Here is a 26,275-nt window from a genome sequence, read left to right as displayed (position 1 = left end):
TTTATTCCTTAAATAAGTCTTCGCCAATGAGGTAATTCAGTTCTTCGTAGGCACCAACGCGGTCGGCCTTCAGGCGGTTAAGCTGCTGAACACTGTCGTTATAGGCTTCGATCATGTCGACAAATTCGAGCAAAGAGATGTTGCCCTTCTGGAAGTTGGCAATGACGCCCCGGTTCAACTGATCGAACTGGTCACTAAACTGCCGTTCGAGCCCCTGCACCCGTCGTTCAACTTCCCGAACTTTCAGGAGCGACGTGGCTACTTCATTGCTGACCTGAATGGCGCGTTGTCGCTGGAGTTGGCTCTGGTAACCGATCTGGCTACGAGCCGCCCGAATGGCGCCCTGATTGCGATTGAAAAATGGAATGTCGGTCGAAAGCGACAGGCCGACGTAGTTGTTAATGTAGCTTCCGGCCTGATCGTAAGCCCCCCCGATTCGCACATCGGGTACTGCCAGTGCTCGCTGTAAATTGTAGTTTAATTCGGCCTGGCGCGTCAGTGAAGCCGTCGCTAACAGGTCAGGGCGGTTGCGCAGGGCCATCTGGCGGAGCGAATCATCCGGTTGGACCGGCAAACGATATCGGGTCAGGCTTTCTTCGGCCACCACTGGATTAATTGAAACATCAACCGACAGCAGCGTCCGAAGGGCCCGCTCGTCGTCGGCTAGTTGAAACACAATACTGGTTCGGTCATTACTGAGCTGAAACAACAAGGCCTTAAGCCGGAGCAGCTCACGGAGCGATACATTACTTCGTTCGTACTGCTTCTCGTAGGCTGTTACAGTTGTTTGAAGAGTGGCCAGCTGCTGATCGAACCGGGCCAGTGTTTGCCGTTGAAAATAGATCGAATAAAACCGGGTTCGCAAATCGAAACGAAGCCCCCGCAACAGATCAAGCATCTCCAGACCCGTCAGACGGGCCGCTTCTGTGGCTAGTCCAATACGCTTGTTGCGTTTGCCAGCCGTGTAGAGCAACTGCTCAATGGCGACCGTTTTCTGCCCCTGACGACCAACATCCAGCAGGCGTTTGGTCTCGTTATTATAGGTGCTAAGCTCAACGGTTACGGTTGGGTTGTCGTAGAGACCCGCCTGAATGACCTGTGCCTGACTGGCATCGATCCGGAATCGCTCGGCCAGTAGTTGCAGGTTGTTTTTTAGAAACAAACTGTCCGCTTGCCGGAGCGTTAAAAATAATGAATCCTCTGGCGCAGTGAGTTGCGACACCAGGGGACGACCCTGGACAAATTGGGCAAAAAGAAAGAAACTGAAGAATGAAAGCAGCAACCGCATTTGACTGGATTAAATACGCTTGCAAAGGTCAGTCCGCCCAATTACAGGGAACTTAGAGCCAACTTAGGGGAGGGTTAGAAATACATTAGAAATTAATTAGAGACTCAAACATGCGGCAGCGAAACGGTAAATGTACTGCCGATATTCGGTTGACTTTCGACTGAAAGTGTGCCCTGGTGCAGGTCAACAATGCGGGCGCAGATCGACAAACCAATGCCAAAACCATCGTAGATCATGGCATTGGGAGCGCGGTAAAATGATTCGAAAATATGCTGACGATCTTCGTCGGATATGCCTATTCCATGATCATGTACCGCAATTCGGCAAACCTGGGTGTCGGTACTGATACGTACCTGAGCTGTATGATCAGCAGAGTATTTGCAGGCATTGTCGAACAGATTCAGCATAACCTGCTTGAGCAATCCTTCGTTGCCATTCACCAGTGTTTCCGTTTCTCCCTGCGGAATATTCTCGTAATCGATCTCGATCCGGTAGGTTGGTTTGGCGCTCAGTAGTTCGTCTTTAGCCAGAAAAACGACATCGTCGGTGCGTACGGGCTGGAACGGAACGCCCTGAATCGACTCCAGCGTACGGGCCAGAAACAACAGGCTATTGGTGAGGCTAATGAGCCGGTCTGTATCCGACAGGAGGTTAACCAGGACTTCTTCGTGCTCCGGCACCGTGAGCGGACGGCGCAGGCCAAGCTGAATTTCCGATTTTAAGGCAGCCAGTGGTGTTCGAAGCTCGTGGGACGCGTGCGACACAAAGTTTCGCTGTTGCTCAAAGGCTTGTTCTAATCGTTGTAGTACATCGTTGAAGTTGATTGCCAGTCGGGCAATTTCATCCTGTCGGTTACCTTCGTCGAGCCGTTGCCGGAGATTCCGGGCCGTGATGGCCGATACCTGTTCATTGATCCGGCTGATGGGCCGCAGCGATTGACCGGCGAAGAAAATGCCCAGGCCAATCGTAATACTCAGGCCACCCAGAAGTCCCCAGCCCAGTGTGAGTCGAAGATTCTCCATCTTACTTCGCCCGAACTGATCATAAGCCGATGCCAGCACCACCAGATCGCGGCCATTCTGTTGATACAGTAAGCCAATCAGTTCGTTATCATTACTGTATGTTTCAATTTCTTTCTGCTGCCGCACATCGTCCAGTAAGCGAGCGTTGTAATGAATGACCTGATCATCTACGCTGCTATAAATCAATCGGTTGCGGGCGTCGAAAACCAGTACTTTTTCATTGAACAGGGCCGTTAGCGTATTGCGGTCAATGATTTTGAGCAACTTCTGGTCGACTTCATTCACTTCGACAAGAAACCGAACCGTTGTTCGACCTTTATTTTTCAGACGCTCGTAGAATTCTTCCCGGCGGTAGGTGTCCGATACAAAATAAATCAGCACCGAAAACGCGATCAGAATGGACGCGACAATCAACGAAAACTGGAGGGCGATTCGGTTGCGGATCGTCATAAGTGCAACAGGAGTACGTGGCAGAAAGAGGACAGGAGATAATCTGTTTACTCTCGTTCTTCCTTTAAAACATAGCCCATGCCGGGTCGGGTATGGATGAGTTTAGGTTCGAAATCCCGGTCGATTTTCCGGCGTAGGTAGTTGATGTACACTTCCACTACGTTTGTACCCGGATCAAAATTAAGACTCCAGACCGTTTCTGCAATGTCGGCTTTGGGCAATACCCGCCCCCGGTTACGAATCATGAATTCCAGCAACGCAAACTCACGGGCTGTCAGATCAATGATCGTGTCGCCCCGACGAACCTCTTTGGTTGTAGTATTTACGGTCAGATTGGCTACCTGCCAGATTTCTTCATTCTCGATACTACTGCTGACTGCTAACCGACGAAAACAGGTGGCCACGCGGGCAATGAGCTCCCGGAAATCGAATGGCTTTACGAGGTAATCATCGGCGCCAAGGGCCAGACCCTCCACTTTATCTTCGATTTCGCCAAGGGCCGAGAGGATAATGATGGGTAGCGTCGGTCGCTCGGCCCGAACCGAACGGCATACCTCAAACCCGTTTAGACCCGGTAAGTTCAGGTCTAAAATCAGTAGATCGACGCCCGGTTGCAGAGCTGCCTGTCGCCCATTGAGCCCTTCATAAACAACCTCGGTCGTGTAGCCTTCATCCTGAAGTCCCCGGCTTATATTCTGGGCAATACGTCGGTCATCTTCAACGATCAGTATTTTTTTGGCTGACATAAGTATGATTGTGGACTAAAGACGCTGAATCATGGATAAAAATCCCGGAATTTATTATCCATGATCAACCGGTTACACTCGATACCGTTTCAGGCTCAATAACAGGGCGGGTAATAGAATCAGATTCGTCAGGCAGGCCATTAGTACGGTGGTTGCTACCAGAACGCCAAGAGCCGCTGTACCACCAAATCCAGAGGCCGCAAAGACCGAAAAGCCACCAGCCAGGATCAGGGCCGTATAAATCAGACTAACGCCCGTTTCGTGAATAGCTGCCGAAATAGCCGCAACCGGGGCTAATCCTCGCTGTAGTTGCTGCCGGTAGCTGGTCAGGAAATAAACCGTTCCATCGGACGAAAGTCCAAACGCAATGCTGAAGATCAGGATGGTCGATGGTTTGAAGGCAATGTCGGCATAACCCATGATGCCTGCCGTTACCAATAGCGGAATCAGGCAGGGAAGTTTCGACAGCAGAATGATAGGAACTGATCGGAAGAGGACCATACCGACCAGGGCAATCAGCAGAATGGCAATGCCCAGACTTTCGTACAGATTCCCCAGCAGGTAATCATTACTTTTCAGAAATACCAGGCTATGGCCGGTCAGGCTTACCTGATAACTCGTGTCGCGGAAGAGCGAATCAAGACGTGGCTGTAATTTGCCCAATACTTCCTTCAGTCGGATGGAACCGATGTCGGCCATCTGATAACTCACCCTGGCAACCTGCTTTGTGCTGTCCAGATAGGCGCGGGTCAGCGACGACGAAGTGGTACCGATAGGAGCCTCCGCTACCATGTCGCGCAGGGCCATAGCGGGGGGCAGTACATAGTATTTTGGCGCTCCTCCGCGGTAAGACTGATACGCAAAGCGAATGGCATCGACCAGCGAACGAGGCTTGGAAAACTCAGGGTACTGCCCAATGATTCGTTCCATAGCCCTGATTTTATAGAGAGCCTCACCAGTTCCGGCCATAATTCCATTCGGCTTACGGGTATCGATCATTACCTCAAAAGGCAATGCGCCTTTAAACTGCGCTTCAAAAAAACGCATGTCGTTGTATACCGGATCGTTTTGCGGTAGATCATCGACTACGAATCCCTCCACCCGAATCAGGGGGAGCCCCAGGGCGCTGATGAGGGTAATAGCCGCAATCAGACCGTAGACCAAAGGACGCTTGTGATGAACCCAGCCGTCGATACGCGTTAAAATGCCTTGCCAGACCGTAATCTGCGACGACTCCTGTTGGGGGATTTTAGGGACGGGCAAATAGCTTAGGATAATCGGCACCATTAACAGGCAAATCACGTAAACCGCTAATACACAAATGGCGGCTACTAACCCGAATTCGACCAGTAACCGGCTGTTGGTGAAGTAGAAGACGCCAAACCCTATGGCGGTTGTTACGTTTGCCAGGAAAGAAGCCAGCCCAATTTCACGAATGGAATTTTCCAGGGCGACTTGTTTCTGGCCATGTTCGGCCAGTTCGGCGTGGTACTTGTTGATCAGGAAAACACAGTTGGGAACGCCAATGACGATGAGAAGCGGAGGAATGAGACCTGTTAACAGCGTAATGTCATAGCCGAAAAGAGACAGTGTGCCCAGCGCAAAACAGACGCCCATCAGTACCACTGTGAGCGAGATAACCACCACTTTCCAGGAGCGAAACAGCAGCCAGACCAGCAGGCCGGTTACGGCGGCAGCCAGGGCCATAAATAGTTTCATCTCCCCCGCTACCCGTTTGGTAACTTCGGTTCGGATGGATGGCAACCCTGAATAATGTACAGTAACTCCGGTCTTTTTGGCGAATGCATCACCGTATTTGCGAATCGTGGCAACGATGGAAAGCCGATCTTTGGTATTGAGTTTTTTTTCGTCGAGCGATACCGCCATCAAGGTCGATTTTGCCTCAGGATTAACGAGTAAGCCATCGTAGAAGGGCAGGGAAAGGATTTTTTTCTCCAGGCTGTCGACCTCCTGTTGCGACTGTGGCCGTTGCAGGACAACCTGATTGATGCCCCAGGTCGTATCTTTTTTGGCAATGGTGTAGAGACGGGTTGTCGACAGGGCGTCTTTTACACCCGACAGTTTTCGAACCTGCTCTGTCATGTCGTACCAGGCCTGATAGACGGGTAAATCAAACCAGCGTTTATCCTGCCAGCCGACTACCATCACAGACCCATCGATTCCGAAGCGTCGTTTGAAATCTTCATAATGCTGCTGGGTACTATCTGATAAAGGCAGCACGCGGGCAATCTGATAGGAAAGTTGCAGGTGGGTGCCCAGATAACCCATTGCGATCGTTACGAGAATGAGAACGCTGAGCCAGAATAACCGCAGTTTTAAAATCCCGCGGGCAATTGAAATCCACATAAGCGAGTAATGTTATAGAATGGTAACAGGCCAGACTATGGAGCCTTTTCTGTTAATCTCAGCCTGTACCTGATTCGAAAAGCCGGGCAACATTGTTGGAATGATACCCGATAACGTAGAAAATACGGCCTGATTGACGAACAAATACCTTTTAGGAGTATTTTGACAAACTCTCTCGATATGATAACTCAGGTTTTATGTTCGATAGTGCAAAGATTCAGTGATTCATCAAACATTACAAATGATTACCCGCTTCGGTGTTACAGAACTCTACTAATTCTCCCAATAATACAGGAGGGTGCAGGAGAGAATCATGCGCCCCAGACAGGAACTTTCGGTTACTTTTCTTAAGCCTTATTCATGCACAGGAAACGATTCTCTATTCTGATTGTACTGGCTGCTTTATGCTGGTCAGCGGCTGTACCACCTCAGCGCCCAACGCTTTACCTCATCGGCGATTCAACCGTTAAAAACGGTGGCGACAAAGGTGATGGAGGTATGTGGGGATGGGGTCACTATATAAACGATTTTTTTGATACAACTCGTCTACATATTGAAAATCATGCCATTGGCGGCCGCAGTAGTCGTACCTTCCTGACAGAAGGACGCTGGACTAAAATCATGGCTAACCTGAAGCCCGGCGATTTTGTGATGATGCAGTTCGGTCATAACGACGCCGGAGCAATCAATGATACGAGTCGTGCCCGTGGGACAATTAGAGGAACGGGCGACGAAACCCAGGAAATCGATAATTTACTGACGAAAAAACACGAGATCGTACACAGCTACGGCTGGTATATGCGGAACTATGTGCGGGAAGCCAAAGCGAAAGGGGCAACGCCAATCGTGCTGTCGTTAGTGCCGCGTAATGTCTGGAAAAATGGCAAAGTAGTGCGATCTGCCGACGATTATGGAAAATGGGCTGCCGATATTGCAAAAGCAGAGGGGGCCTGTTTTATTGATCTGAACGGGCTTGTCGCGAAAAAATACGACGCTGTTGGCGACTCAACGACCTTACAGAGCACCTACTTCATGAAAGATCATACGCACACAAACGAAGCTGGAGCTAAGGTCAATGCGGCCTCTGTAATTGACGGATTGCAGCAACTTAATGACTGTTCACTGACTAAATATATAGTGAGTAGATACCGCAAATAAGTGAGAATAGTATAATCATAGGTCTATTGAATGCCATTAAAGTGATTTATGGTAAACAATAGACCTATTGTATTTACAAAGAAAGGCTATCTGTGAATTTACTCTTGGAGGAGTATATAGGTAAAAATACTCTTTATCTATTTGCCGTGAATTAGTTGCCTCGCCTTCTAGATGAATTTTTGCTAAAAAAAGTTGAATTAAGTTATCGATAAAAAAAATCAGTAACTTACGTATATGTATGGATTGTTGAAATATTAGATTAAATGAATATTTAACTTTGTTATTCGATGTTTTGTGCGCATAAAAAGAAAAACTGGTTATATGATAAGTTAGATATTTATTTTTTTATATATTAGAAACGGTTAACATTTAATTATCTTTACCGATAGAAATATAAGAGTATATACCTTGCTGAAGGGTTGATCCTAGTAGCTTAGCCGTACTATAAAATGAAATCACTTTACCACGTTCTGGTTGCAGAAGATGATCCGTTTATTCGCAAAGTATTGCGACAAACGCTAAAAGATGAATTTGAAGTAACCACAAAAGAAAACGGGATCGAGGCCGTGAGCTGGCTGGAGGAGGGGAATCCCGTTGATATTATTTTGTCTGACATTCAGATGCCGCACATGGATGGCAAAGACCTGATCCGTACGTTACGGGCTAGTCCGCTTTTTCAGAAACTACCTATTATTATTCTGTCGACATTTTCCGATAGCGATACACGGATTAAATTTCTGAAACTGGGCGCCGACGATTATATCGTCAAGCCATTCAATCCAATAGAGGTTAAAACCAAGATCAGGAGCTTGTTGCGTCGGCTTGAAACACAAACCGGTGACCTGTCTTGAATTCACCCTTACATAACGACGAACCTTAATTTCCGACGAATATGCAGGAAGTAAAAGAAAACGTCAAGCCGTTCCGGGTGCTTTATGTGGAAAAAGATGACCGACTGGTTCAGTCGTTTCAGCAGGCATTCCAATCCCAAATTGACGTCATTAGCGTACCCGATGGGCGGACGGCGTTGGCACACGTAGACGGGCGCGAACCTGTCGATCTTGTGCTATACAATGATGATCTGGATAGCATCAGTTTTCTGAATGGATTGGTTGCCAGGCATACAACCAGTCAGCTGCCAGTGGTACTATTAACGGATCGAACGAATATTGATCTGACTGTAGACCCTTTTCATGGGCATGTCATCGATGCATTTCCGCATGATTATTCGGAGGATGCACTGCGTATTCGACTGTCGTACCTGATCCAGAAGAAAGCATACGGACAAAGTGGTTACGTCAATCCAAAGTCGTCGTCGATTCGTATTCCACTTGGAAAGCGACTCTTCGACATTGGTGTTTCACTGTTTATCCTGACGCTGATATCACCTATTTTACTGGTGGTAGCCATACTGGTTAAACTTGACTCCAAGGGTCCGGTTTTCTATAGCTCTAAACGGGTCGGAACAGGATTCAGGATTTTTGATATGTACAAATTTCGAACGATGAAGACCGGTGCCGATCAACTTCTGGCCGGAATGGCATCACAGAACATGTACAATGCACCAGCCGCCGAAAAGCCAGCCGACGAGCGGTGTGAAGAGTGCCAGTTGGCCGGTACGGAGTGCCAGCGGCCTCTGTTTATGGATCAGAAACAAATCTGCGAAACACTGTATCAGCGCGAACAGAAGGCAAAAGCAATGTTCTCGAAGTTTAAAGAAGATCCACGCGTAACCCGTCTGGGTAAGGTACTTCGAAACACCAGTATCGACGAACTCCCACAGTTATTCAATATTTTGCGGGGCGACATGTCTTTTGTCGGCAATCGGCCCCTGCCACTCTACGAGGCCGAAAAACTCACCACCATTGGCTACGCCCGCCGTTTTGCGGCTCCGGCTGGCTTAACGGGGCTCTGGCAGGTTACGAAGCGTGGCAAATCAAAGGTATCGGATCTGGAGCGGATTCAGCTCGATGTACTTTATGCCAAGCGCTATTCATTCCGGACCGATATGCTTATTCTTCTGAAAACGCTCAAGGCAGTATGGCAGAAGGAGAACGTATAGATTCGTCCCCCCTTATTTCGCTGATTACCATCAACTACAATCAGGCGGTGGTGACCTGTGACATGCTGGAGTCTACCCGACAGCTGACATATCCGAATTTTGAAATTATCGTCGTCGACAATGGTTCTCTGGAAAACCCGGCTGAGCGAATTCGGCAGGGCAATTTTCCGAATGTGACGGTAATCGTTAGTCCGGATAATCTGGGCTTTTCGGGCGGCAATAACCTGGGACTCCAGCATGCGAAAGGCGACTTTTACTTTTTCCTGAATAACGATACCATCGTTACGCCTAATCTGTTGGAGACCTTGCTGGAGCCGTTTCGCCGGGATTCAACCATTGGCGTTACCTGTCCCAAGATTCGCTATTTCGATCAGCCGAACGTTATCCAGTATGCTGGGTATCATCCGCTGAATTCCTACACGGGCCGCACCTGGGCAATTGGCCTAATGGAACCCGATAAGGGCCAGCATGATCAATCGGGCCCAACTTATTTCGCGCATGGTGCTGCTATGATGGTTAGTCAGCTCGTACTGAAACGGGCTGGTTCACTGGATGATAGTTATTTTCTTTACTACGAAGAACTTGACTGGTCGGCACGGATTCGGCGGGCGGGCTTTCAGATTTATTACCAGGCTGAAGCCCTGATTTATCACCGCGAATCGATGAGCGTGGGAAAAATGAATCCGATGAAAGTGTACTACCACACACGAAACCGGTTGTGGTTCATGCGTCGTAATGTGACGGGATTTCCCTTACTGATTTTTTGCCTGTATTACTTCGGCCTGGCCATTCCGAAGGCGCTCATCCAATACCTGATTCGCTGGCAACCGGCTTACCTCAAGGCCATTAAAGACGCCATTATCTGGAACCTGAAACACACAAACAAGCAAGCCAGGTCAGCATCGCCACCCATAGCGGTGACGGCCTGAGCAGCCCTTACGAACGACAACCAAATGGAACTACTGCTACTGATTTGTATCGGACTTGTACTCTACACCTATCTGGGTTATGGCGTAGTGGTTTGGGTGCTCATTAAGTTGCGGCCTAAACGTCAGCCCGTGGCTGATTCGCCGGATTTTACACCAGATGTTACGCTCATCGTGCCCGCCTATAACGAACTCGACTGCCTGCCCGCCAAGGTAGCGAACTCGCTAGGCCAGATATACCCCCGTGAACACATTCGTTTTCTATTTGTGACCGAAGGGTCAACGGACAATTCAGATGCCTACCTGCGCACTACGTATGGCAATGCCGTCGAGATTCTGGGCGGTAGCGAACGGCGCGGTAAAGTGGCGGCAATGAATCGGGCGATGCAGCAGATTCAAACGCCGATCGTCATTTTCACGGATGCCAATACGCAGCTAAATCTTGATGCCGTCAAAAATATAGTGCGCCACTTCCATGATCCTAAAGTTGGAGCCGTTGCCGGAGAAAAGCGGATTCAGACCGCCGACAGCGAATCGGCGGCAGGTTCGGGGGAGGGGCTTTACTGGAAGTATGAGTCTCAACTGAAAAAATGGGATGCCGAGCTGCATACGATCGTTGGGGCTGCGGGTGAGTTGTTTGCTGTTCGTACCGAGTTGTATGAACCGGTTTCGCCGGATACGATTCTGGATGATTTTATGATTTCGCTTCTGATTGCTGAACGGGGCTATCGGGTCGCCTATGAGCCAGAGGCTTATGCGCTCGAACGGCCTTCGTTTTCCATCATCGATGAGCAAAAGCGGAAAATCAGAATTGCGGCCGGTGGCTTCCAGTCGATGGTCTGGTTGAAAAACCTGCTGAACCCGTTCCGTCATGGACTGCTCACATTCGAATACGTTTCGCACCGGGTGATGCGCTGGGCCGTTACCCCCATATGCCTGCCACTGATTTTATTGCTCAACATCGGATTGGTCATTCGTGATGGCTGGGCATCGGGCTGGGGCGTGTTGCTGGCGGCACAAGTTCTGTTCTATGGGGCTGCCTGGCTGGGGTATATCCTTGAAAAACGTCAACTGCGTTGGAAAATCGTTTTTGTGCCGTTCTACTTCACCTTTATGAATGTATGTGCACTGGCCGGTCTGGCCCGCTATTTGCGTGGTAACCAATCAGGAACGTGGGAGAAAGTTCGTCGGGCCAACGCAGTGGACGCGCTTATTTAATCGCTTTTGAGAGTATAGAGCATGGCACAATCCATTTTTTCACTGAGCAATCGATCATCGAACCAATTTTGGTTGTATAGCCTCGCTGGGGGGCTTTACACGGTTGGGGCTGGTTATCTGATCAGTAAGCTTGGTGGGGCAGGGGCTGTGCTGGCTATTCTGGCTCCCCTATTATTGGGGCTGCTGATCCTGGTGTTTCTGGAACCTCGTTTTGGCTTGTTTCTATACCTTCAGCTTTGTTTTATTGTTGGTTTTGCGCGTTTCGTGCATGTTTCCGTTCCGGCTGGCCTGCTGGTAGATGGGGTACTGGCACTGACCTTGCTAAGCCTGTTTCTGAATGGACAGCGTATGGAGTGGAGTCGGTTACGAAGTCCGGCTTTTTTCTTTGTAGCCATCTGGTTTCTGTATACCGTCATTGAATTGTTTAACCCGGAAGCCCCGTATCGTCCAGCCTGGTTTTTTCACGTGCGGGCTTTTTCGCTACACTGGTTTCTGGTGGCCTGTATGGTTCTGGTAGCCCCCATCACCCGGAAAGATGTCCGTATTTTTGTAAATTCCTGGTTGATCTGGTCGTTTCTGGCTGCGCTCTGGTCCTTCAAACAGCAATACATTGGCCTGTCGCCCGATGAACTGGCGTGGTTGTATTCCGGGAATAATGCTAAAACGCACCTGCTTTTCGGTCAGCTTCGCGCTTTTTCATTTTACTCCGATGCCGCTCAATTCGGGGCCGAAATGGCCGGAGCTACGCTGGTGGCACTCATTCGCGTTTTTGAAGAGAAAAAAGTGCACTATAAAGCAGCTTACGCCCTGTTAACGCTGATTTTCTTCTGGGGCTATGCCGTTTCGGGAACACGTAGCGCACTGTTTGTACTACTCGCCGGATTTCCGTTTTATCTGCTTTTGAAACGGGATTTTATGAAGTTACTCATTGGCTTTGCCTTTGCCGTACCCCTGTTTTTGCTCTTGATGTATACCAGTGTCGGCAGTTCCAACTATCAGGTTCAGCGAATGCGCTCAGCACTGACACCGATGAACGATCCTTCGTTTATACTGCGACTGCAAAATCAGGCAAAGCTGCGTACATACCTGCAGGATCTGCCATTTGGAGCTGGTATTGGTACTTCCACCGATATGGGTGCCCGGTTTTCGCCCTGGCACTGGGCCGCGCAAATTCCCCCGGACAGCTGGTACGTCGAACTCTGGATCGAGACCGGGCGGGTTGGGGTAACACTCTATATCCTGATGCTGACTGGGCTGGCTGGCCTTGGGGTATATCAGGTGTGGCGGCTCAAAGATCCGTGGATGATTAAAGTGATGTACGGTTTTCTGGCCGAATTTTTCGGCATCGCCGTAATGGGCTACTCCAATCCGGTGCTGGGCCAGTTTCCAACCAATAGTGTCGTCTTTATCAGTACCATTCTGATTGCCACCAGTTACCGGTGGGACAGGAAACCGGAAACCTCAGATTCAGACATAGATCAACCTTTACCCGCACCCCTCCATTATGAAGCAATTTGATAGTATCATCTGCATTGCGCAAACATCCTGGAAAGGCGATTTTCAGAAGGCAGTCGTGCAACTCATGACAGAGCTTTCGGCTCGCCATCGGGTATTGTTTGTCGATTATCTGTATACGGTTAAGGATCTGGCGCAGGGAATGACTGGCCGACAGGATATTCCGGTTCGGAAAATTATGCATTTGAATAACCCGCTGGCCAAAATACCGACCGAGCACGGCGGAGAACTGTATGTCTGGGCACCTCCCGTCATGCTTCCACTCAACTGGCTGGCGGCTCGCCCACACGATCAGATGCTTCACTGGAATACCGATCGGCTGGCTAGTGGGGTGCGTGATGTGATGCGTCGGCTAAATATGCATCGGCCGCTGGTTATCAATGCCTTTAATCCGGTTATTGGTTTACCGCTGTTGGGCAAACTGAATGAGTGTGCAACAATCTATTACTGTTTCGATGAGATTACAACCGCCGGTGACTGGATGAGTCGGCACGGGTATCGGTATGAAGAAGCGTATCTCCGGCGAGTCGATGCGGTCATTGCTACCTCCGAAACCTTGCGCCAGGATAAATCAGCGCAACAGCCCAATACATTCTGTGTCAAGAACGGGGCCAATTTTGAGCTTTTCAATCAGACCCGGCTGCTGGCTCAGCAAAACCCTCCCGAAAAGCCGGTTGTAGGGTATCTGGGATCGGCAGATAACCGGGTCAACATTGACATTATGGAGTATTGTGCCCGAACTATGCCTGATGTCGAGTTTCAGTTTATTGGGGAAGTCCACGAACCCCAATTACCCGAACGATTGCGCGCTTTCCCGAATGTCAGGTTTATTCCACCGCATCAGCCTGCCGAACTGCCGCCGTTACTGGCCAAGTGGCGGGTAGGTGTCATACCGTTTGTCTGTAACAAGCATACGTATACGATTTATCCACTGAAAATTAACGAGTACCTGGCGGCCGGACTGTCGGTAGTATCCACGCCCTTTTCGATACTGGACGATTTTACCGGTATTATCGAATTAGCTGATACGCCCCAGGCCTTTGCGGAGGCCATTCGGTGGGCACTCGCCGACACAGACCCCGAACGAGTACAGCAACGGGTCGACACGGCTCAGGCGAACTCCTGGGAGCGACGTGCCTATGAATTTGAAGCTGTTATTCAGCAGGTTCCGAAGGCCGTTTTCAGTGGGCAGCCGACTGTTGGCAGCAGGCAGTAGACAGTCTGGATCAGGCAGCCGTCCACTGAAGACAAAAAAAATAGTTTTTCGACAGCGAACAACATGAAGAAGTTTAAAATAGACCGACTTGCCCGACAGTGTATGCTGGGGCTGGTTTTGTTGACCATCGGGTATACGGGGGGCTATAGCCAGGGAGCGGTTCCTGCGCAAACGGCCCCGCAAAAACCACAGGCAACGCCCGCCGATGGCGTGCCTGTCGATAGCATGCCATTCGATTTTCACAAAGATATTGCCCAGCAGTTAATCTCGTTTGAGGAGATGTATAAACTGGCATTAACCTATGCGCCCTCCGTGAAATTTGAGAGTGCCGTTTCAAATTCACAACTGGCAGCCTACCAACTCGCCAAACTTCAGATCTTACAGAATCTGAACGGGTTTGCTAATTATTCGACGGGTAATCAGGCGATTCTGTCAACGGGTACCAATGTGACCGACCAGTTAGGACAGATTTCCAATGGTTATCGGGCCGGGGTAAATGTATCGATCAGTATTCATGATTTATTTGGTCGGCCTCAGCAGATTCGACTGGCCAGGGCAAATTATGAAGCTACGCAGGAACGCAAGCGAACCGCCGAAATTCAGCTAAAGCGCGATTTGTTCAATATGTATCAGGATCTGATTCTGTCTCAGCGCGTTCTGCAAATCCGGTTGCGCGACGATCAGGCATCGCTGGCCGCCTATCGGATTGCAGAAGTAGAATTGCAGAAAGGAAAGATCACGCCCGAAACGCACGCGTTCAATAGCAACCGCTATGCCGAAACCCGCACAACCGTTGAACAGGCCAAAACCCAGTTCATCAAGAGCATGTATGCACTTGAATTATTCGTTGGAGTACCTATTCAACAACTGAAACGCAACTAGCCATATGACACTTCAAGGACTCGGGCGGCTTCTGAAGCAGCATCTCATCTGGTTTATTCTGTTCCCATGCCTGGCGGCAGGAGCGGTCTATTATTTCATGCGGAATGAAACCCGGATTTATGAAACCAAAGCTACGCTTTACACCGGCTTTACATCTGGCTATTCTCTGCGCTCTGCCCAGGAAGGTTTTCAGGCCGATTATGCCGCTGTCAGTAATGCTTTTGACAATATTCTGACAACACTCAACTCAAATCAGACGCTCTATCATGTGGGCGTTAATCTGTTGAGTCAGCATCTACAGCTAACAAAGCCAACCGAAAAGCAACTGTCGGCGGCCAGTTTTCAGAATTTGCAGCGAGCCATTCCTGCCAGTTTGCGCCAGTCGTTAGTGCGGGTGGGCGATCCTGAATACACACGCATGCGGATCGATAGTCTCGCTCAAAGCCAGACCGATAACCCGATCAGAAAGCTGATTCTGGAATCAGATTCGGATTATTCACCCGAGCATATCAGCAAAAAACTGAAAGCAAACCGTCGAAATGGCAGTGATATGCTTGACCTTGAATATGAGGCTGAAGATCCGGCGGTGGCGCAGCAAACATTGGCGCTGGCCATTACGGAACTGAACCAGCGCTACACATCGCTGAAAAGTGGCGAAACCAATCCGGTGGTCAAGTATTATGACGAAAAGGCAAAGCAGGCAAAAAAACTGCTTGATAATGCCGAATCGAAACTTCGGGCGTTTAACGTTCAGCACAACGTACTGAACTTCGAAGATGAATTGAAGACCCGTTCCGTTACCCGTGAGGCTTTAGTAACGGAATATAATGACGAAGTGATGCGGAATCGGGCGGCTAAAGCCGCCATGGATGCCCTGAGTCAGCGAATGACGCAGGGAGGGAGTTTGCTCAAGATCAATACCGCACTAACCGATAAGCAGGCTGAACTGACCGAAGCCGAAGCGCAGTTGATCAATGCCCGGACCAACAACCAGCCGCAGGCCGTTCTGGACCGGTATCAGGCGAAGATCGACCAGGCATCGGCTGATTTGAAACAGATTGCCCAGAACTATTTTGCCGCCGACAATACCTCCGAATCGGTTCCAAAACTGAAGCTGGTCAATGAGTGGCTGACTAAAGTGCTGGAGTTTGAGGAATCTGGAGCCCGGATGGATGTGGTAAAAAAACGGCTTGACGATTACCAGAAAGAGTCGACTACGTTTACTCCGCTGGAGTCTGAACAACGGCAACTTACCCGCGACATGACGGTTGCAGAGAAAGAATACCTTAGCCTGGTTCAATCACTTAATCAGGCCACAACGCATCGGCAGGACATTGCCATTGATGGATCATTATCAGTGCTGGACCCCCCTGGGTTTCCGTTTTCGCCAAAACCGGCCAAACGTTTGCTGTTCATCTTGATTGGCGCTGGGGCTGGTTTTGTGATTGCCCTGCTGCTGGCTGCCCTGCGCTTCTGGGCCGATAAGCGAATTAATACACTGGAACAGGCCGAACAGCGAATCGGTAGCCCGGTTACGGCTGTATTTCCAACGGTGAAAAAGTTTGCCGTCAATTCAAAGGCGAGCCGTGCTGCTGTAAGTATGTTCGAACAGTTGGGCAATGCCATCAACATTGAAATAGAACACCGGCGCGTTTCGGAACAGCCACCGCTGATTACCTTGTTCAGCATGCGGTCGAAGCAGGGGAAAACCTGGTTTGCGCATGGTCTGGCCCGACTTTATGCCGAATCAGGGGAGCACGTGGCCTATTTCTATCCGCGGCTGACCGATAACGATAAGAAGTTTGAACAGGACAACATTGCATTTTTTCCTTATGATCTTCATCCCAATTTCATGAATATACGGGAGCCCGAAGATTTACTGGCTGGTGAGCATGCCCTTACAATGAACTCATTCAATAAAGTAATTCTGGAGTTGCCTGCGCTCGTCGGTAGCCCGATTCCACTACATTTGGTCAATCGGAGTGCTGTTTCACTGATGGTGCTGGCGGTTCATACGCTCTGGGGCCGACGGGACAAGCAGTTATTTGGACTGTATGCCAAAGCTGCCAAGCACCCAGTGCTGATTGCTCTGAATAAAGTAGAAGGGGGCGACATAGATGCGCCAACTGTCGGGGACATTCAACAGGGAATCGTTCGGACCAAACGATATGCAGAGCCGAATGAAGTAATCGCTGGTGCATCAGCAAACGAAAAAGTTCTTGATCGGCAACCCAAATGAGTCATAAGCAACAGGCGATTAGTGGTGGTAAGTGGATGAGTACATCGACGGCTATTTCCACCGTGTTCCAGTTTGGCCAGGTGGCCATTCTGGCCCGGTTGCTGGAGCCGTCGGTCTTTGGAATCGTTAGCGTCAGCACGCTTATGATCGCTTTTTTTGGCATTTTTGCCAACCTCGGATTCTCCAACTCAATTATTTATAAGCAGGAGGAAGACCGGGAGGTATTATCGACAATCTATCTGCTGAACCTGGGGCTTGGACTGTTCATTGGTGTTGTGGTATTCTTCAGTTGGCCACTGGTTGTGGCTTACTACAAGGAGCCGCGGCTGGAAAAGGTCATCAAACTGTCGTCGCTGTATTTCATCATTGTCTACGTAGGGCAGATTTACCTGTTTCTGCTTCAGAAAGAGTTACGATTCAAGGCGGTAGCCAGTATCGATATTACGGGCACAATAGCCGGAACGGCCGTTACCATCGTGCTGGCCTACACGGGCTTCGCCGAATTATCGCTGATTTATGGGCAGCTGGCGCAGCAGGCGGCCAAGTCGGTCCTTCAGATGGTGTATGGTCTGAAGCTGTTTTCGCCGATACTGAAATTTGATTTGAATCTGATCAAAGATCACCTGCGATTTGGGCTCTATAATGTAGGCGATGGTATTGTTGGCTTCATTCAGGCCAATTCAGATAATATTCTGGTGGGAGGGATGCTTGGCGTGAAGCCACTGGGTTATTATACACTGGCTTCTCAACTGGCTGTTTTTCCCATTACTCGACTCAGTCCGATTATTCTGCAAGTGGCCTACCCCATTTTAGCCCGTCTTAAAGGAGATGCGAATGAACTTAAAAAGTCGTATCTGACCATTCTGGATTTGCTCAGTTATATCAATCTGCCGTTGCTGGCAGGTTTGTTTATCACGGCCGATAGCGTAGTGCCGTTATTTTATGGGCCCGGTTGGGAGCCAACGATCCTGCTTATCCGGATTTTTGTTTTCGTCAGCATTTTCTCTTCGCTGAGCAATCCGCTTTTCACACTGGCTTTTTCGAAGGGAAAACCGAAACTGCTCTTTTACCTGAACGTGATTACGCTGTTTATCAAGATACCGCTCGTGTATGTGCTGGCTCAGTATTGGGGCGTGGTTGGCATTGCTTCGGCTTTTTTACTGGCCACTTTAGCTAATTTGCTGATTAACTTCCGCATTGTTCATTCGCTTATTGGCCCGTTCATGAAGGAGTTTGCGCAGAATATAGCCAAGCCGGTTCTCTTCTGCCTGCTTATGGTGGGAGCCATTGAGCTTTATAAATTCTACGCGGATTCAATCAATGTGTTTAATACCATTGCACAGATAGCAATCGGGGCATTGATTTATATAACCCTGACAATCCGATTTAAGTACCCACTTGCCGAACTGAAAACGTTTGGGAAAGCCAGTTAATCTATGCTTAGTATGCAACAGCTCATTCTGAAATCTTTGTATGTAGTCGCCCGTCTGAAATATCCCCGGCTCCGAAAGGATCTGAGCTATTTCGTGCGCGACAACTACTACTGTAAGCTGGTTCAGGGGCGCTATGTAATACACGATTATGTGCTCAGGAAACAGTATAAAGTGATTAGCTATCACGGAGAGTTCGATCAGGAGTTGCGTTATGTGTTACCATTTGCTTATTGGCATTACTTAAATGGAACATTAAGTAAAACGATCGGGGCTAAGCAAACGAAAGAATTCTATTTTTTTAGCCCCAATCACGAAGAGCGGTTTGACAAGCGAATCTGGACGGAGTCGTATGCGCATTATGATGTGCCAAACATGACCCATAGTAACTCCTATAGTTTCCGAAACTGGGCTCAGGTTCCTTACAAAGCCCAGTATCGGAACGATATTTTCGTTTATGATAAACCCCTGCTGGTTATTGCCAATAAATACAATATTGAGTGGGACCAGCCGCCCATTAATTTTCTGGATATTCCAACCCTCGATCAGATCATTCGCGATTATGGCGCTAAGTACCAGATCGTTTACAATCGACCCCTACCAACCCAGATCGTACAGGATAACAGCGAAACGATGCAATTGAATGAACATACCTGGTTGCGGGAAACTCATCCGGAAGTAATCCTGATGGATGACCTTTATGCCCGTTATCATCCAACTGTGGTCAATAATTACAATCACCTGCAACTGATGGTGTATGCCAATTCTGATCACTTTATTTCGATGCATGGCGGAACCGCAGCCCTGGCAAGTTGCTTCGGAGGAGCCAACATTATCCTGTCGAATCCAAATTGGGGAATGGAGCATCATTTTAATGAATACCAGAATTTGTTTCCAAAACTGTCGGGTGCGACCATTTTACACGCCCGCGATCGGGCAGAGGTATTAAAACATTTAAGTGACAACTATTAATTTCGAATGATATTTAATTTATCATTTTTTAGATATAGATATATGTAGTATTTTTAAACAGCATAGAATTGACTAATGCGGCTTAGTATATGTTAATAGGTTACTATTGCGCATAGTTAATGGTTGAAACAATGTCATGATGCCAAAATGATTATCAGTAGAATAACCAGCGGCTTAGGAAATCAACTTTTTCAGTACGCGGCCGCTCGGCACCTGTCACTGAAAAACAAGACTACTTTATATCTGGATCTGAGCTACTACGACTATACCTACGATACTGATACACCACGGGCTTTTAAGCTTGGGCACTTTGCGGCTCCGTTTCATATACTTCAGGATTCTCCTCTCATCCAGTATGTATCAAAGGCTACAAAGGTGTTACCAAATCGTAGTTTACGACCGTTTTTTCTGTTTCTGAAAGAAAAACACTTTCACTTCGATAAACACATTGTGCAGGCCAGAGCCAGCTTTATTACGCTGGATGGATTCTGGCAGTCAGAAGAATACTTTCGGGAGAGTGCCGACGCGATTCGTCAAGAGTTGACATTGACCTCAACACCCAGCCCCGAATTTAACAGCTACGTGGAGTCAATCAGCATGGCTTCCATGCCGATTTCTGTTCACATCCGGCGTGGCGATTATGTAAATCATCCGGAGTTTAGCCAGACGTTTGGTTTTGTGGGAATTGACTACTACCAGCAGGCACTTGATCAGATACTAGGGCAAGTGAAAAATCCTCGTTTCTACGTCTTCAGTGATGATCAGGTCTGGGTGCAGGAAAATCTGCCACTACCCGACAATACCGTTTTTGTTCGAAACAGTGGCCCGGATGGCGATGTGGCAGACCTGGTGCTAATGAGTCGATGTCGGCACCATATCATTGCCAATAGTTCATTCAGCTGGTGGGGGGCCTGGCTTAATCCGAATCCAGATAAGCTGGTCATTACGCCAAAGCGGTGGTACCGGAAACAGCCAACCTGGAATACAAAAGACCTGGTTCCGTCGACCTGGCTTGCCCTTTAACTACGACTTGCGTCTACCTCTCCAACTGCTGACTCATTATGCTAAATGTTTTCATTGATCACCAGAAATTCAGTACGCAGAAGTACGGTGGTATTAGTCGCTATTTCGCGAATATAATCCAGGGCATTAAGCGTACTGAAGATATGACCTACCTGTTAGGTGTTCTGCACGCTAAAAATCACTATATCCAGGACGAACCTCTGTCACTAAAAGGACGTCTGCCTGATCGTATTTTGAGCCGCAACGAGCGCTACGACGTGCAACTGAATCAGCTTTATTGCAAGTGGCTGCTCGAAAAGTCGGAGTTCGATGTATTTCATCCCACCTATTACCATCCTTATTTTTTCAAGCAGTTAAAAAAGCCGCTGGTCATAACGGTTCATGACATGACCCATGAGGCCCTGCCCGAATATTTCTGGGCGCAGGACCCACTTACCCATAACAAGCGATTGAATATTGAGCGGGCCGATTCGATTATAACCATCTCGAATACGACCCGAAAAGACTTGCTCGATATGTTCAGGGTCGATCCGGCGAAAGTGTCGGTTATCTATCATGGCATCGATATCGAGTCACCACTGCTGGTTCAGCCGGTAGAAAATCTGCCCAAACAGTACCTGTTGTTTGTGGGCGATCGCAGTGGTTATAAAAACTTTTATCTGTTTATGAAGGCTTTCCAGCATCTGGCTCACCGTTTTCCGGATCTGCACGTTGTGCTGACCGGAGGAGGAAGGCTGGAAATTGCGGATCGTGAATTCCTTGATCGGCTGGGCCTGACGGATCGGGTACGACACATTAATGCCACTGACGAACAACTCAATTTTCTGTATCAAAACGCGCAATTATTCGTGTATCCTTCGCTTTATGAGGGATTTGGGTTGCCCATTCTGGAAGCATTTAAAGCCCGGTGCCCGATACTGCTCAGTGATACCGAGTGTTTTCGGGAGGTAGCTGTCGATGCTGCGGTGTATTTCGAACCCACGGCCGTCGACGATCTGGTTGACAAGCTGGAAACTACATTGACCAATTCGAGCCTGAAAGCCCAATTGGTCGAAAAAGGTACGAAGCGGCTCGCCGATTTTCCGCTTCAAAAATCAATTGATCAAACGTTGGACGTATACAGGTCATTAGTCAGTCCACAGGCGATAAAACGCGTTACAGTATGAGGTTTCGAGCGGTAGATTCTTTTCGGGGCATAGCTGCCATTATGGTTATTTTATTCCATATGCAGCATCTTAATCTATTGTCAGACAATGTCTTTATCGCAAAGAGTGACATTTTTGTTGATTTCTTTTTTGTGCTGTCGGGGTTTGTAATGACTCACAGCAACTTTAATAAAATTACCGATCTGAGAAGCATAAAGCCATTTGTCAGTAAACGATTTAAACGACTTTACCCGCTTCATCTTTTCACGCTGCTACTGGTCTTACTCTTTGAAATCGTTCGCTTCGGCATTGACCGATACGTCGTTCGTTTATCCAATCCTGTATTTGCCGATGACAAAACCCTGATTTCGTTTCTGGCAAACCTGACCCTAACCCAATCGCTTGGCCTATTTGATCGAGTGACCTGGAATGGCCCCAGCTGGAGTATTAGCGTTGAATTCTACACCTACATTGTCTGGGCACTGTGGCTGGTGCTGTTTCGAAAAAACGTATTGTTAATCTGCATCATTGGTTTCAGCCTATTGGCCTGGTTCATTGTGCAGCATCATGGCAGCATTATTTATAATTACGATTACGGATTCGTTCGGTGCCTCTACAGCTTCCTGATTGGCATGGTTTCGTATCGGATTAGCCGTCAGCTATCATCAGGTTTCGGTTACTGGCAGAGTACGGCAACAGAGGGCATTATACTGGGTCTGACCATTTTTTCAGTTCGGTCATTTACCCATTCCGAAAGCTGGATGATGCCACTTCTGTTTGCCATCGTGATTATTGCCTTTTCGCGTGAAACAGGGGCTATTTCCAAATTTCTGGCGATCGATCGACTGGAGTTTCTGGGCAAGCTATCGTATTCGTATTACCTGAATCATACGATTGTGCTGGCTATCATGGACCTGCTTCTGTTCAAGATTATCAAAGTACACCATACCACAATCGGTGAGTTATTCTATGTGCTCAGTTGTCTGGGCTTTGTGCATCTGCTGTCTGTTTTCACCTATCGCCACATTGAATTGATTCTCCAGTCGCCCACACCGAAGCGGCCCCAAAGGTCGTCTGACAACATGACCATAGCTAGTCTCAATCCTAAACACAATTGGAGTATGAATATTCTCAAAGCGCCTGCCTGGATTAGTGAATTCAACTATCCCTACGCTACATTCGACGAGGTTCCGAAATCGGTTTTTGATAGAATCAACCGTGATCTTGATGCTGTTCAAAGCCATGATCCGCTGGTTAGTGTGGTTATTCCGGGCTGGAACGAGGAGGTGAACATACTTCGTAGCGTTGCTTCGCTGGCGAAGATGAAAACCGACATACCCTTTGAAATTGTGGTCGTTAACAACAACTCGACCGATCAGATGCAGAAGACGCTGGACAACCTGCATGTTCGTAGTGTATTTCAACCGATTCAGGGATGGGGCCCCGCTCGCCAGATGGGTTTGGAGAACGCACGGGGGAAATATATTCTGACAGCCGATGCCGACGGTCTCTACCCACCCGATTGGGTTAGTGAAATGATGGCCGTATTACAGCAGCCGGGCGTTGTTTGTGTTTATGGTCGTTATTCGTTTATCCCGACTCCCGAAAAGGGCTTCTCGCGCTGGAAACTATCGATCCTTGAAACGCTGAAGGATGGTATTGCCGAGGTTCGGCACATGAAACGGCCGCACCTGAACGCCTACGGAATAAGCATCGGTTACATCAGAGAATACGGCCTGAAAGTTGGTTATGTGATGCATAAAATTCGGGGCGAAGACGGTCGTATGTGTTTTGACCTGATGAATTATGGAAGCGTTAAGCAGGTGAAATCGGCCAAAGCCCGCGCCTGGACAGGTACGCGAACGCTCGAAAAGGATGGTAGTTTCTCGCGAACGCTCTTTGTGCGTATTGCCAATGAGCTCCGGCGGTTTAGCAGTATGTTCGTTGCGCAACCTCCTCACGATACCAAAACATCATTGAATAATTAGGGAATTGTCGTTCAACATCATTGGCTATGCTCGTGTGTCAATGCAAGTCGGCTTTCCTGTGCTGGATCGTCCCACTATTTCTGCTGCTACTGACTGCCCGTGTGGATAGTCGGGCGCAGTGTAGCCAGGGGGCAATCATTTGCGAAACATTTGGTGCCGGGCCGCGCGGAGCGTTACCACAAGGGCAAACTACATTTGCCTATACCAGCAATCCCTGCCCCAATGATGGCGAATATACCTTGATGGATACCGTAGCCAATAGTTGTCATGGTGATGCCTGGCACCGGGTGCGGGAAGATCACACGCCCGGCGACGTGAAAGGTAATATGTTTGTTGTCAACGCGTTCTATCAGCCCAGCGAGTTTTTTAGCCAGAAAGCAATGGGTCTGTGCCCTGGTGTTACGTACGAATTTTCGTTGTGGGTACTGAATATTAACAAGGTATTGCAGCCTGGGCCCTGTGATGAATTTAGCCTTCGCGACCCGATCATAGCAATGCGGGTAGAGCAGGCAGATGGAACGCTGATCAAAGAGGTAATCCAGCCGGCTGTTTCCCGTTCAGTAACTCCTGTCTGGGTGCAGCTTTCGATGCAGTTCGTTATCCAGACTAACACCAACGACATTGTTGTTAAACTGATCAATAAAGGTCTGGGTGGCTGTGGTAACGATCTGGCGATTGACGATATTGGCTTCCGCCCGGTTCACCCAAACCTGACCATTCAGTTCGCCAATTCATCGGCTTCTGAAACAACGGTCTGCGCCGATACACGCCTGACACTCAGTGTCGGAGCTGCTGTAGGCTATCCAAATCCGGTTTATTCGTGGCAACAGAGTCAGGATAATGTCAATTGGACGCCCGTTCCGGGAACCGGTCAGGCAACCTATACGATTAATCCAGTGCGGGTTGGCCGCACGTATTATCGGCTCCGAAATGCCCAGCCAATTAACGCCAATGCCATTGGTCGGTCACAATGTTCGGCCGAGTCTAATGTGCTTGTTGTCAATGGGCGTCCTGATGCGCCCTTCAGTCTGGGTAATGATCTGGCCGTTTGTGCAGGCACGTCGCAGGTGCTTCAGGTGCCTGACCCGCTGCCCGCAGGAACTTCGTTTGTGTGGTCGGATCGGAGCACAAACCGGCAGCTAACGGTCAATGCAGCCGGGGTTTATTGGCTGGAAACAAACCTGGGCGGGTGTACGTACCGAGACACGGTAAACGTGTCGACCCAGAACTGCCACCTGGAAGATGTTTATGTACCCGATGCATTTTCGCCCAATAACGATGCGGTTAATGATAACCTGATTGTCATTCATGCGGGTACGTTTACGGCCTATTCCTTTCGCGTTTATGATCGGTGGGGGAGTGTCATATTTGTAAGCAAGCAGGCCGATCTGGCCTGGGATGGTATGTTTCAAAATCGGCCCTGTCCGGACGGGATCTATGCCTGGACCCTTGATTATAGTGTTTTGAATAACCAGAATCAGGAACGCCATTACGCTCGTAGCGGGCGGGTGATGTTGGTTCGTTAATAAAATAGTGCCTGCCTTTCTCTAGATCAGCCGATTAGAGAGCGAGTCTGGTTGCTTTGACGTTGGAAGTCCAGCGTTTTTTTGATAAGTTGCGTTAATGGAAATAGGACTTTTGCCCAGCGGTATCACTGTACCACGGTTAGTGATGATGCTCCCAATGAACCGTGGCACAGTGCTACTGCTGGGCGAAAGTCCTGGTAAAGTCAATTCGTAAACGTGACCGCTCATCATTTACCTAGTCCAGATAATTTAGGGAAAACCAGCTTCATGCGTCTATCCTGTCCACAAAATCATATTAATGCAACAGAATTACTATTTTCCTGACGTTACACTCCTGGTGACGCACTATAATCGGTCACAGTCGCTGGAGAATCTGCTGACTAGCTTCCGACGGTTGAATTGCCAGTTTGGCGAAATAGTTGTGTCGGACGACGGTAGTAAAGAAGAACACCGTAATTATCTGAAAAAGCTTCAGGAAGAGTTTTCCTTTCGGATGATTTCGACGCCCAAAAACAAAGGCTTAGGGAATAATATAAACAAAGGCCAGGAGGCTGTTCAGACGCCGTATACGCTCTATATTCAGGAAGATTTTGAGCCTAAACCTGCCTTTCCGGATCGGCTGGTAGAATCGTTAAAGATCATTAATGAACATCCCGAATTCGATATTATTCGGTTTTATGCGTATTATCCCTACGCGTACTTAAAGCCTTATGATAACCAGTTCTCCGAGATGGTTATTCCATCGATATGGGATACGAATTATACCAAAATTTACTATTACAGCGATCACCCGCACTTACGCCGTAGTTCATTTCTGGAGAAATTTGGCCGCTACGTAGAAGGACTGGCTCCTGATAAAACTGAGTACTGGATGTGTGTTTCCTTTATTCAACACAAGGGTAGGGGGTTGTTTTTCAACGAATTCAAACAGCTTTTTGATCAGAAAAACACCCAGACAGAGCCCAGTACCTATAGCCTGAAAAAGTGGGGAGTGAGCAAAAATCAGGTTCTGGTGGTGGTACGGTATGTGTATAGACAACTTAAATACAACTACGATATTTACATCAAAAAGCTGTGATTTTTTAACTCGTCAAACAAAAAA

The 26,275-nt window shown here is 48.5% G+C and carries 20 protein-coding genes; 16 read left to right on the top strand and 4 right to left on the bottom strand.

Features of this window, described 5'->3' with window-relative positions:
- Window position 1: 1 nt before the first annotated feature.
- The 4 genes from GJR95_RS08515 to GJR95_RS08500 all read right to left on the bottom strand — a co-directional run bounded on the left by GJR95_RS08515 (window position 2) and on the right by GJR95_RS08500 (window position 5,873).
- Window positions 2-1,288 carry a TolC family protein gene (locus GJR95_RS08515; protein ID WP_162385474.1) on the bottom strand — a complete coding sequence of 429 codons (1,287 nt, stop codon included), beginning with the start codon at window positions 1,286-1,288 and terminating at the stop codon, window positions 2-4.
- Window positions 1,289-1,392: 104 nt separating this feature from the next.
- Window positions 1,393-2,760, bottom strand: coding sequence for a sensor histidine kinase (locus GJR95_RS08510; RefSeq protein ID WP_162385473.1), 1,368 nt, complete (start codon window positions 2,758-2,760; stop codon window positions 1,393-1,395).
- Between the two features lie 47 nt (window positions 2,761-2,807).
- Complete coding sequence (locus GJR95_RS08505; RefSeq protein ID WP_162385472.1) at window positions 2,808-3,506, bottom strand: response regulator transcription factor; 699 nt, start codon at window positions 3,504-3,506, stop codon at window positions 2,808-2,810.
- A gap of 72 nt (window positions 3,507-3,578) precedes the next feature.
- Complete coding sequence (locus tag GJR95_RS08500; RefSeq protein ID WP_162385471.1) at window positions 3,579-5,873, bottom strand: efflux RND transporter permease subunit; 2,295 nt, start codon at window positions 5,871-5,873, stop codon at window positions 3,579-3,581.
- A gap of 360 nt (window positions 5,874-6,233) precedes the next feature.
- On the opposite strand from GJR95_RS08500, the gene GJR95_RS08495 reads away from it, so the two are divergent.
- The 16 genes from GJR95_RS08495 (at window position 6,234) to GJR95_RS08415 (ending at window position 26,251) form a co-directional block, all read left to right on the top strand.
- Entirely contained in the window at window positions 6,234-7,031 is a 798-nt protein-coding gene (locus GJR95_RS08495) for a rhamnogalacturonan acetylesterase (protein WP_162385470.1), read from the top strand.
- 449 nt (window positions 7,032-7,480) lie between these two features.
- On the top strand, window positions 7,481-7,882 hold the full coding sequence (locus GJR95_RS08490; protein WP_162385469.1) for a response regulator: 402 nt from the start codon (window positions 7,481-7,483) through the stop codon (window positions 7,880-7,882).
- A 41-nt stretch (window positions 7,883-7,923) separates the two neighbouring features.
- A complete protein-coding gene (locus tag GJR95_RS08485) occupies window positions 7,924-9,093 on the top strand; it encodes a sugar transferase (protein WP_162385468.1) in 1,170 nt (389 codons plus the stop codon).
- Window positions 9,072-10,022: a glycosyltransferase family 2 protein gene (locus tag GJR95_RS08480; protein ID WP_162385467.1), complete on the top strand. Its 951-nt coding sequence runs from the start codon at window positions 9,072-9,074 to the stop codon at window positions 10,020-10,022. The genes GJR95_RS08485 and GJR95_RS08480 overlap by 22 nt, the downstream gene beginning before the upstream one ends.
- Before the next feature lie 24 nt (window positions 10,023-10,046).
- Window positions 10,047-11,237, top strand: a complete 1,191-nt coding sequence (locus GJR95_RS08475) for a glycosyltransferase family 2 protein (RefSeq protein WP_162385466.1) — start codon at window positions 10,047-10,049, stop codon at window positions 11,235-11,237.
- Window positions 11,238-11,258: 21 nt separating this feature from the next.
- Window positions 11,259-12,755, top strand: coding sequence for an O-antigen ligase family protein (locus GJR95_RS08470; RefSeq protein WP_162385465.1), 1,497 nt, complete (start codon window positions 11,259-11,261; stop codon window positions 12,753-12,755).
- Window positions 12,742-13,968, top strand: a complete 1,227-nt coding sequence (locus GJR95_RS08465; protein ID WP_162385464.1) for a glycosyltransferase — start codon at window positions 12,742-12,744, stop codon at window positions 13,966-13,968. The genes GJR95_RS08470 and GJR95_RS08465 overlap by 14 nt, the downstream gene beginning before the upstream one ends.
- A 63-nt stretch (window positions 13,969-14,031) precedes the next feature.
- Window positions 14,032-14,850, top strand: a complete 819-nt coding sequence (locus GJR95_RS08460; protein WP_162385463.1) for a TolC family protein — start codon at window positions 14,032-14,034, stop codon at window positions 14,848-14,850.
- A 4-nt stretch (window positions 14,851-14,854) separates the two neighbouring features.
- On the top strand, window positions 14,855-17,089 hold the full coding sequence (locus GJR95_RS08455; RefSeq protein WP_198424818.1) for a GumC family protein: 2,235 nt from the start codon (window positions 14,855-14,857) through the stop codon (window positions 17,087-17,089).
- Complete coding sequence (locus GJR95_RS08450; RefSeq protein ID WP_162385462.1) at window positions 17,086-18,522, top strand: MOP flippase family protein; 1,437 nt, start codon at window positions 17,086-17,088, stop codon at window positions 18,520-18,522. The genes GJR95_RS08455 and GJR95_RS08450 overlap by 4 nt, the downstream gene beginning before the upstream one ends.
- A gap of 12 nt (window positions 18,523-18,534) precedes the next feature.
- On the top strand, window positions 18,535-19,491 hold the full coding sequence (locus GJR95_RS08445; RefSeq protein ID WP_162385461.1) for a hypothetical protein: 957 nt from the start codon (window positions 18,535-18,537) through the stop codon (window positions 19,489-19,491).
- Between the two features lie 147 nt (window positions 19,492-19,638).
- The gene (locus GJR95_RS08440) at window positions 19,639-20,514 is read left to right on the top strand and encodes an alpha-1,2-fucosyltransferase (RefSeq protein WP_162385460.1); all 876 of its coding nucleotides are present in this window, start codon (window positions 19,639-19,641) and stop codon (window positions 20,512-20,514) included.
- A 38-nt stretch (window positions 20,515-20,552) separates the two neighbouring features.
- Window positions 20,553-21,680, top strand: a complete 1,128-nt coding sequence (locus GJR95_RS08435) for a glycosyltransferase family 4 protein (RefSeq protein ID WP_162385459.1) — start codon at window positions 20,553-20,555, stop codon at window positions 21,678-21,680.
- The gene (locus GJR95_RS42025) at window positions 21,677-23,647 is read left to right on the top strand and encodes a glycosyltransferase (RefSeq protein ID WP_232541119.1); all 1,971 of its coding nucleotides are present in this window, start codon (window positions 21,677-21,679) and stop codon (window positions 23,645-23,647) included. The genes GJR95_RS08435 and GJR95_RS42025 overlap by 4 nt, the downstream gene beginning before the upstream one ends.
- Before the next feature lie 26 nt (window positions 23,648-23,673).
- Window positions 23,674-25,173: a T9SS type B sorting domain-containing protein gene (locus GJR95_RS08420; RefSeq protein ID WP_162385458.1), complete on the top strand. Its 1,500-nt coding sequence runs from the start codon at window positions 23,674-23,676 to the stop codon at window positions 25,171-25,173.
- Between the two features lie 298 nt (window positions 25,174-25,471).
- On the top strand, window positions 25,472-26,251 hold the full coding sequence (locus GJR95_RS08415; RefSeq protein WP_162385457.1) for a glycosyltransferase family 2 protein: 780 nt from the start codon (window positions 25,472-25,474) through the stop codon (window positions 26,249-26,251).
- The last annotated feature ends 24 nt before the right edge of the window (window positions 26,252-26,275 follow it).

This window comes from Spirosoma endbachense, from assembly GCF_010233585.1.
In the GTDB taxonomy this organism is placed as follows: Bacteria; Bacteroidota; Bacteroidia; order Cytophagales; family Spirosomataceae; genus Spirosoma; species Spirosoma endbachense.
The sequence above is the reverse complement of the archived record's forward strand: the minus strand, read 5'-3'. Positions and strand labels throughout refer to the sequence as shown.

Bases quoted from the DNA above. Each gene is read 5' to 3' on its own strand.
- GJR95_RS08445 (WP_162385461.1), top strand. From the start codon at position 18,535: ATGCAACAGCTCATTCTGAAATCTTTGTATGTAGTCGCCCGTCTGAAA.
- GJR95_RS08415 (WP_162385457.1), top strand. From the start codon at position 25,472: ATGCAACAGAATTACTATTTTCCTGACGTTACACTCCTGGTGACGCAC.
- GJR95_RS08460 (WP_162385463.1), top strand. From the start codon at position 14,032: ATGAAGAAGTTTAAAATAGACCGACTTGCCCGACAGTGTATGCTGGGG.
- GJR95_RS08440 (WP_162385460.1), top strand. From the start codon at position 19,639: ATGATTATCAGTAGAATAACCAGCGGCTTAGGAAATCAACTTTTTCAG.
- GJR95_RS08500 (WP_162385471.1), bottom strand. From the start codon at position 5,873: ATGTGGATTTCAATTGCCCGCGGGATTTTAAAACTGCGGTTATTCTGG.
- GJR95_RS08470 (WP_162385465.1), top strand. From the start codon at position 11,259: ATGGCACAATCCATTTTTTCACTGAGCAATCGATCATCGAACCAATTT.
- GJR95_RS08505 (WP_162385472.1), bottom strand. From the start codon at position 3,506: ATGTCAGCCAAAAAAATACTGATCGTTGAAGATGACCGACGTATTGCC.
- GJR95_RS08475 (WP_162385466.1), top strand. From the start codon at position 10,047: ATGGAACTACTGCTACTGATTTGTATCGGACTTGTACTCTACACCTAT.
- GJR95_RS08465 (WP_162385464.1), top strand. From the start codon at position 12,742: ATGAAGCAATTTGATAGTATCATCTGCATTGCGCAAACATCCTGGAAA.
- GJR95_RS08450 (WP_162385462.1), top strand. From the start codon at position 17,086: ATGAGTCATAAGCAACAGGCGATTAGTGGTGGTAAGTGGATGAGTACA.
- GJR95_RS08435 (WP_162385459.1), top strand. From the start codon at position 20,553: ATGCTAAATGTTTTCATTGATCACCAGAAATTCAGTACGCAGAAGTAC.
- GJR95_RS08485 (WP_162385468.1), top strand. From the start codon at position 7,924: ATGCAGGAAGTAAAAGAAAACGTCAAGCCGTTCCGGGTGCTTTATGTG.
- GJR95_RS08510 (WP_162385473.1), bottom strand. From the start codon at position 2,760: ATGACGATCCGCAACCGAATCGCCCTCCAGTTTTCGTTGATTGTCGCG.
- GJR95_RS08480 (WP_162385467.1), top strand. From the start codon at position 9,072: ATGGCAGAAGGAGAACGTATAGATTCGTCCCCCCTTATTTCGCTGATT.
- GJR95_RS08495 (WP_162385470.1), top strand. From the start codon at position 6,234: ATGCACAGGAAACGATTCTCTATTCTGATTGTACTGGCTGCTTTATGC.
- GJR95_RS42025 (WP_232541119.1), top strand. From the start codon at position 21,677: ATGAGGTTTCGAGCGGTAGATTCTTTTCGGGGCATAGCTGCCATTATG.
- GJR95_RS08490 (WP_162385469.1), top strand. From the start codon at position 7,481: ATGAAATCACTTTACCACGTTCTGGTTGCAGAAGATGATCCGTTTATT.
- GJR95_RS08455 (WP_198424818.1), top strand. From the start codon at position 14,855: ATGACACTTCAAGGACTCGGGCGGCTTCTGAAGCAGCATCTCATCTGG.
- GJR95_RS08420 (WP_162385458.1), top strand. From the start codon at position 23,674: ATGCTCGTGTGTCAATGCAAGTCGGCTTTCCTGTGCTGGATCGTCCCA.
- GJR95_RS08515 (WP_162385474.1), bottom strand. From the start codon at position 1,288: ATGCGGTTGCTGCTTTCATTCTTCAGTTTCTTTCTTTTTGCCCAATTT.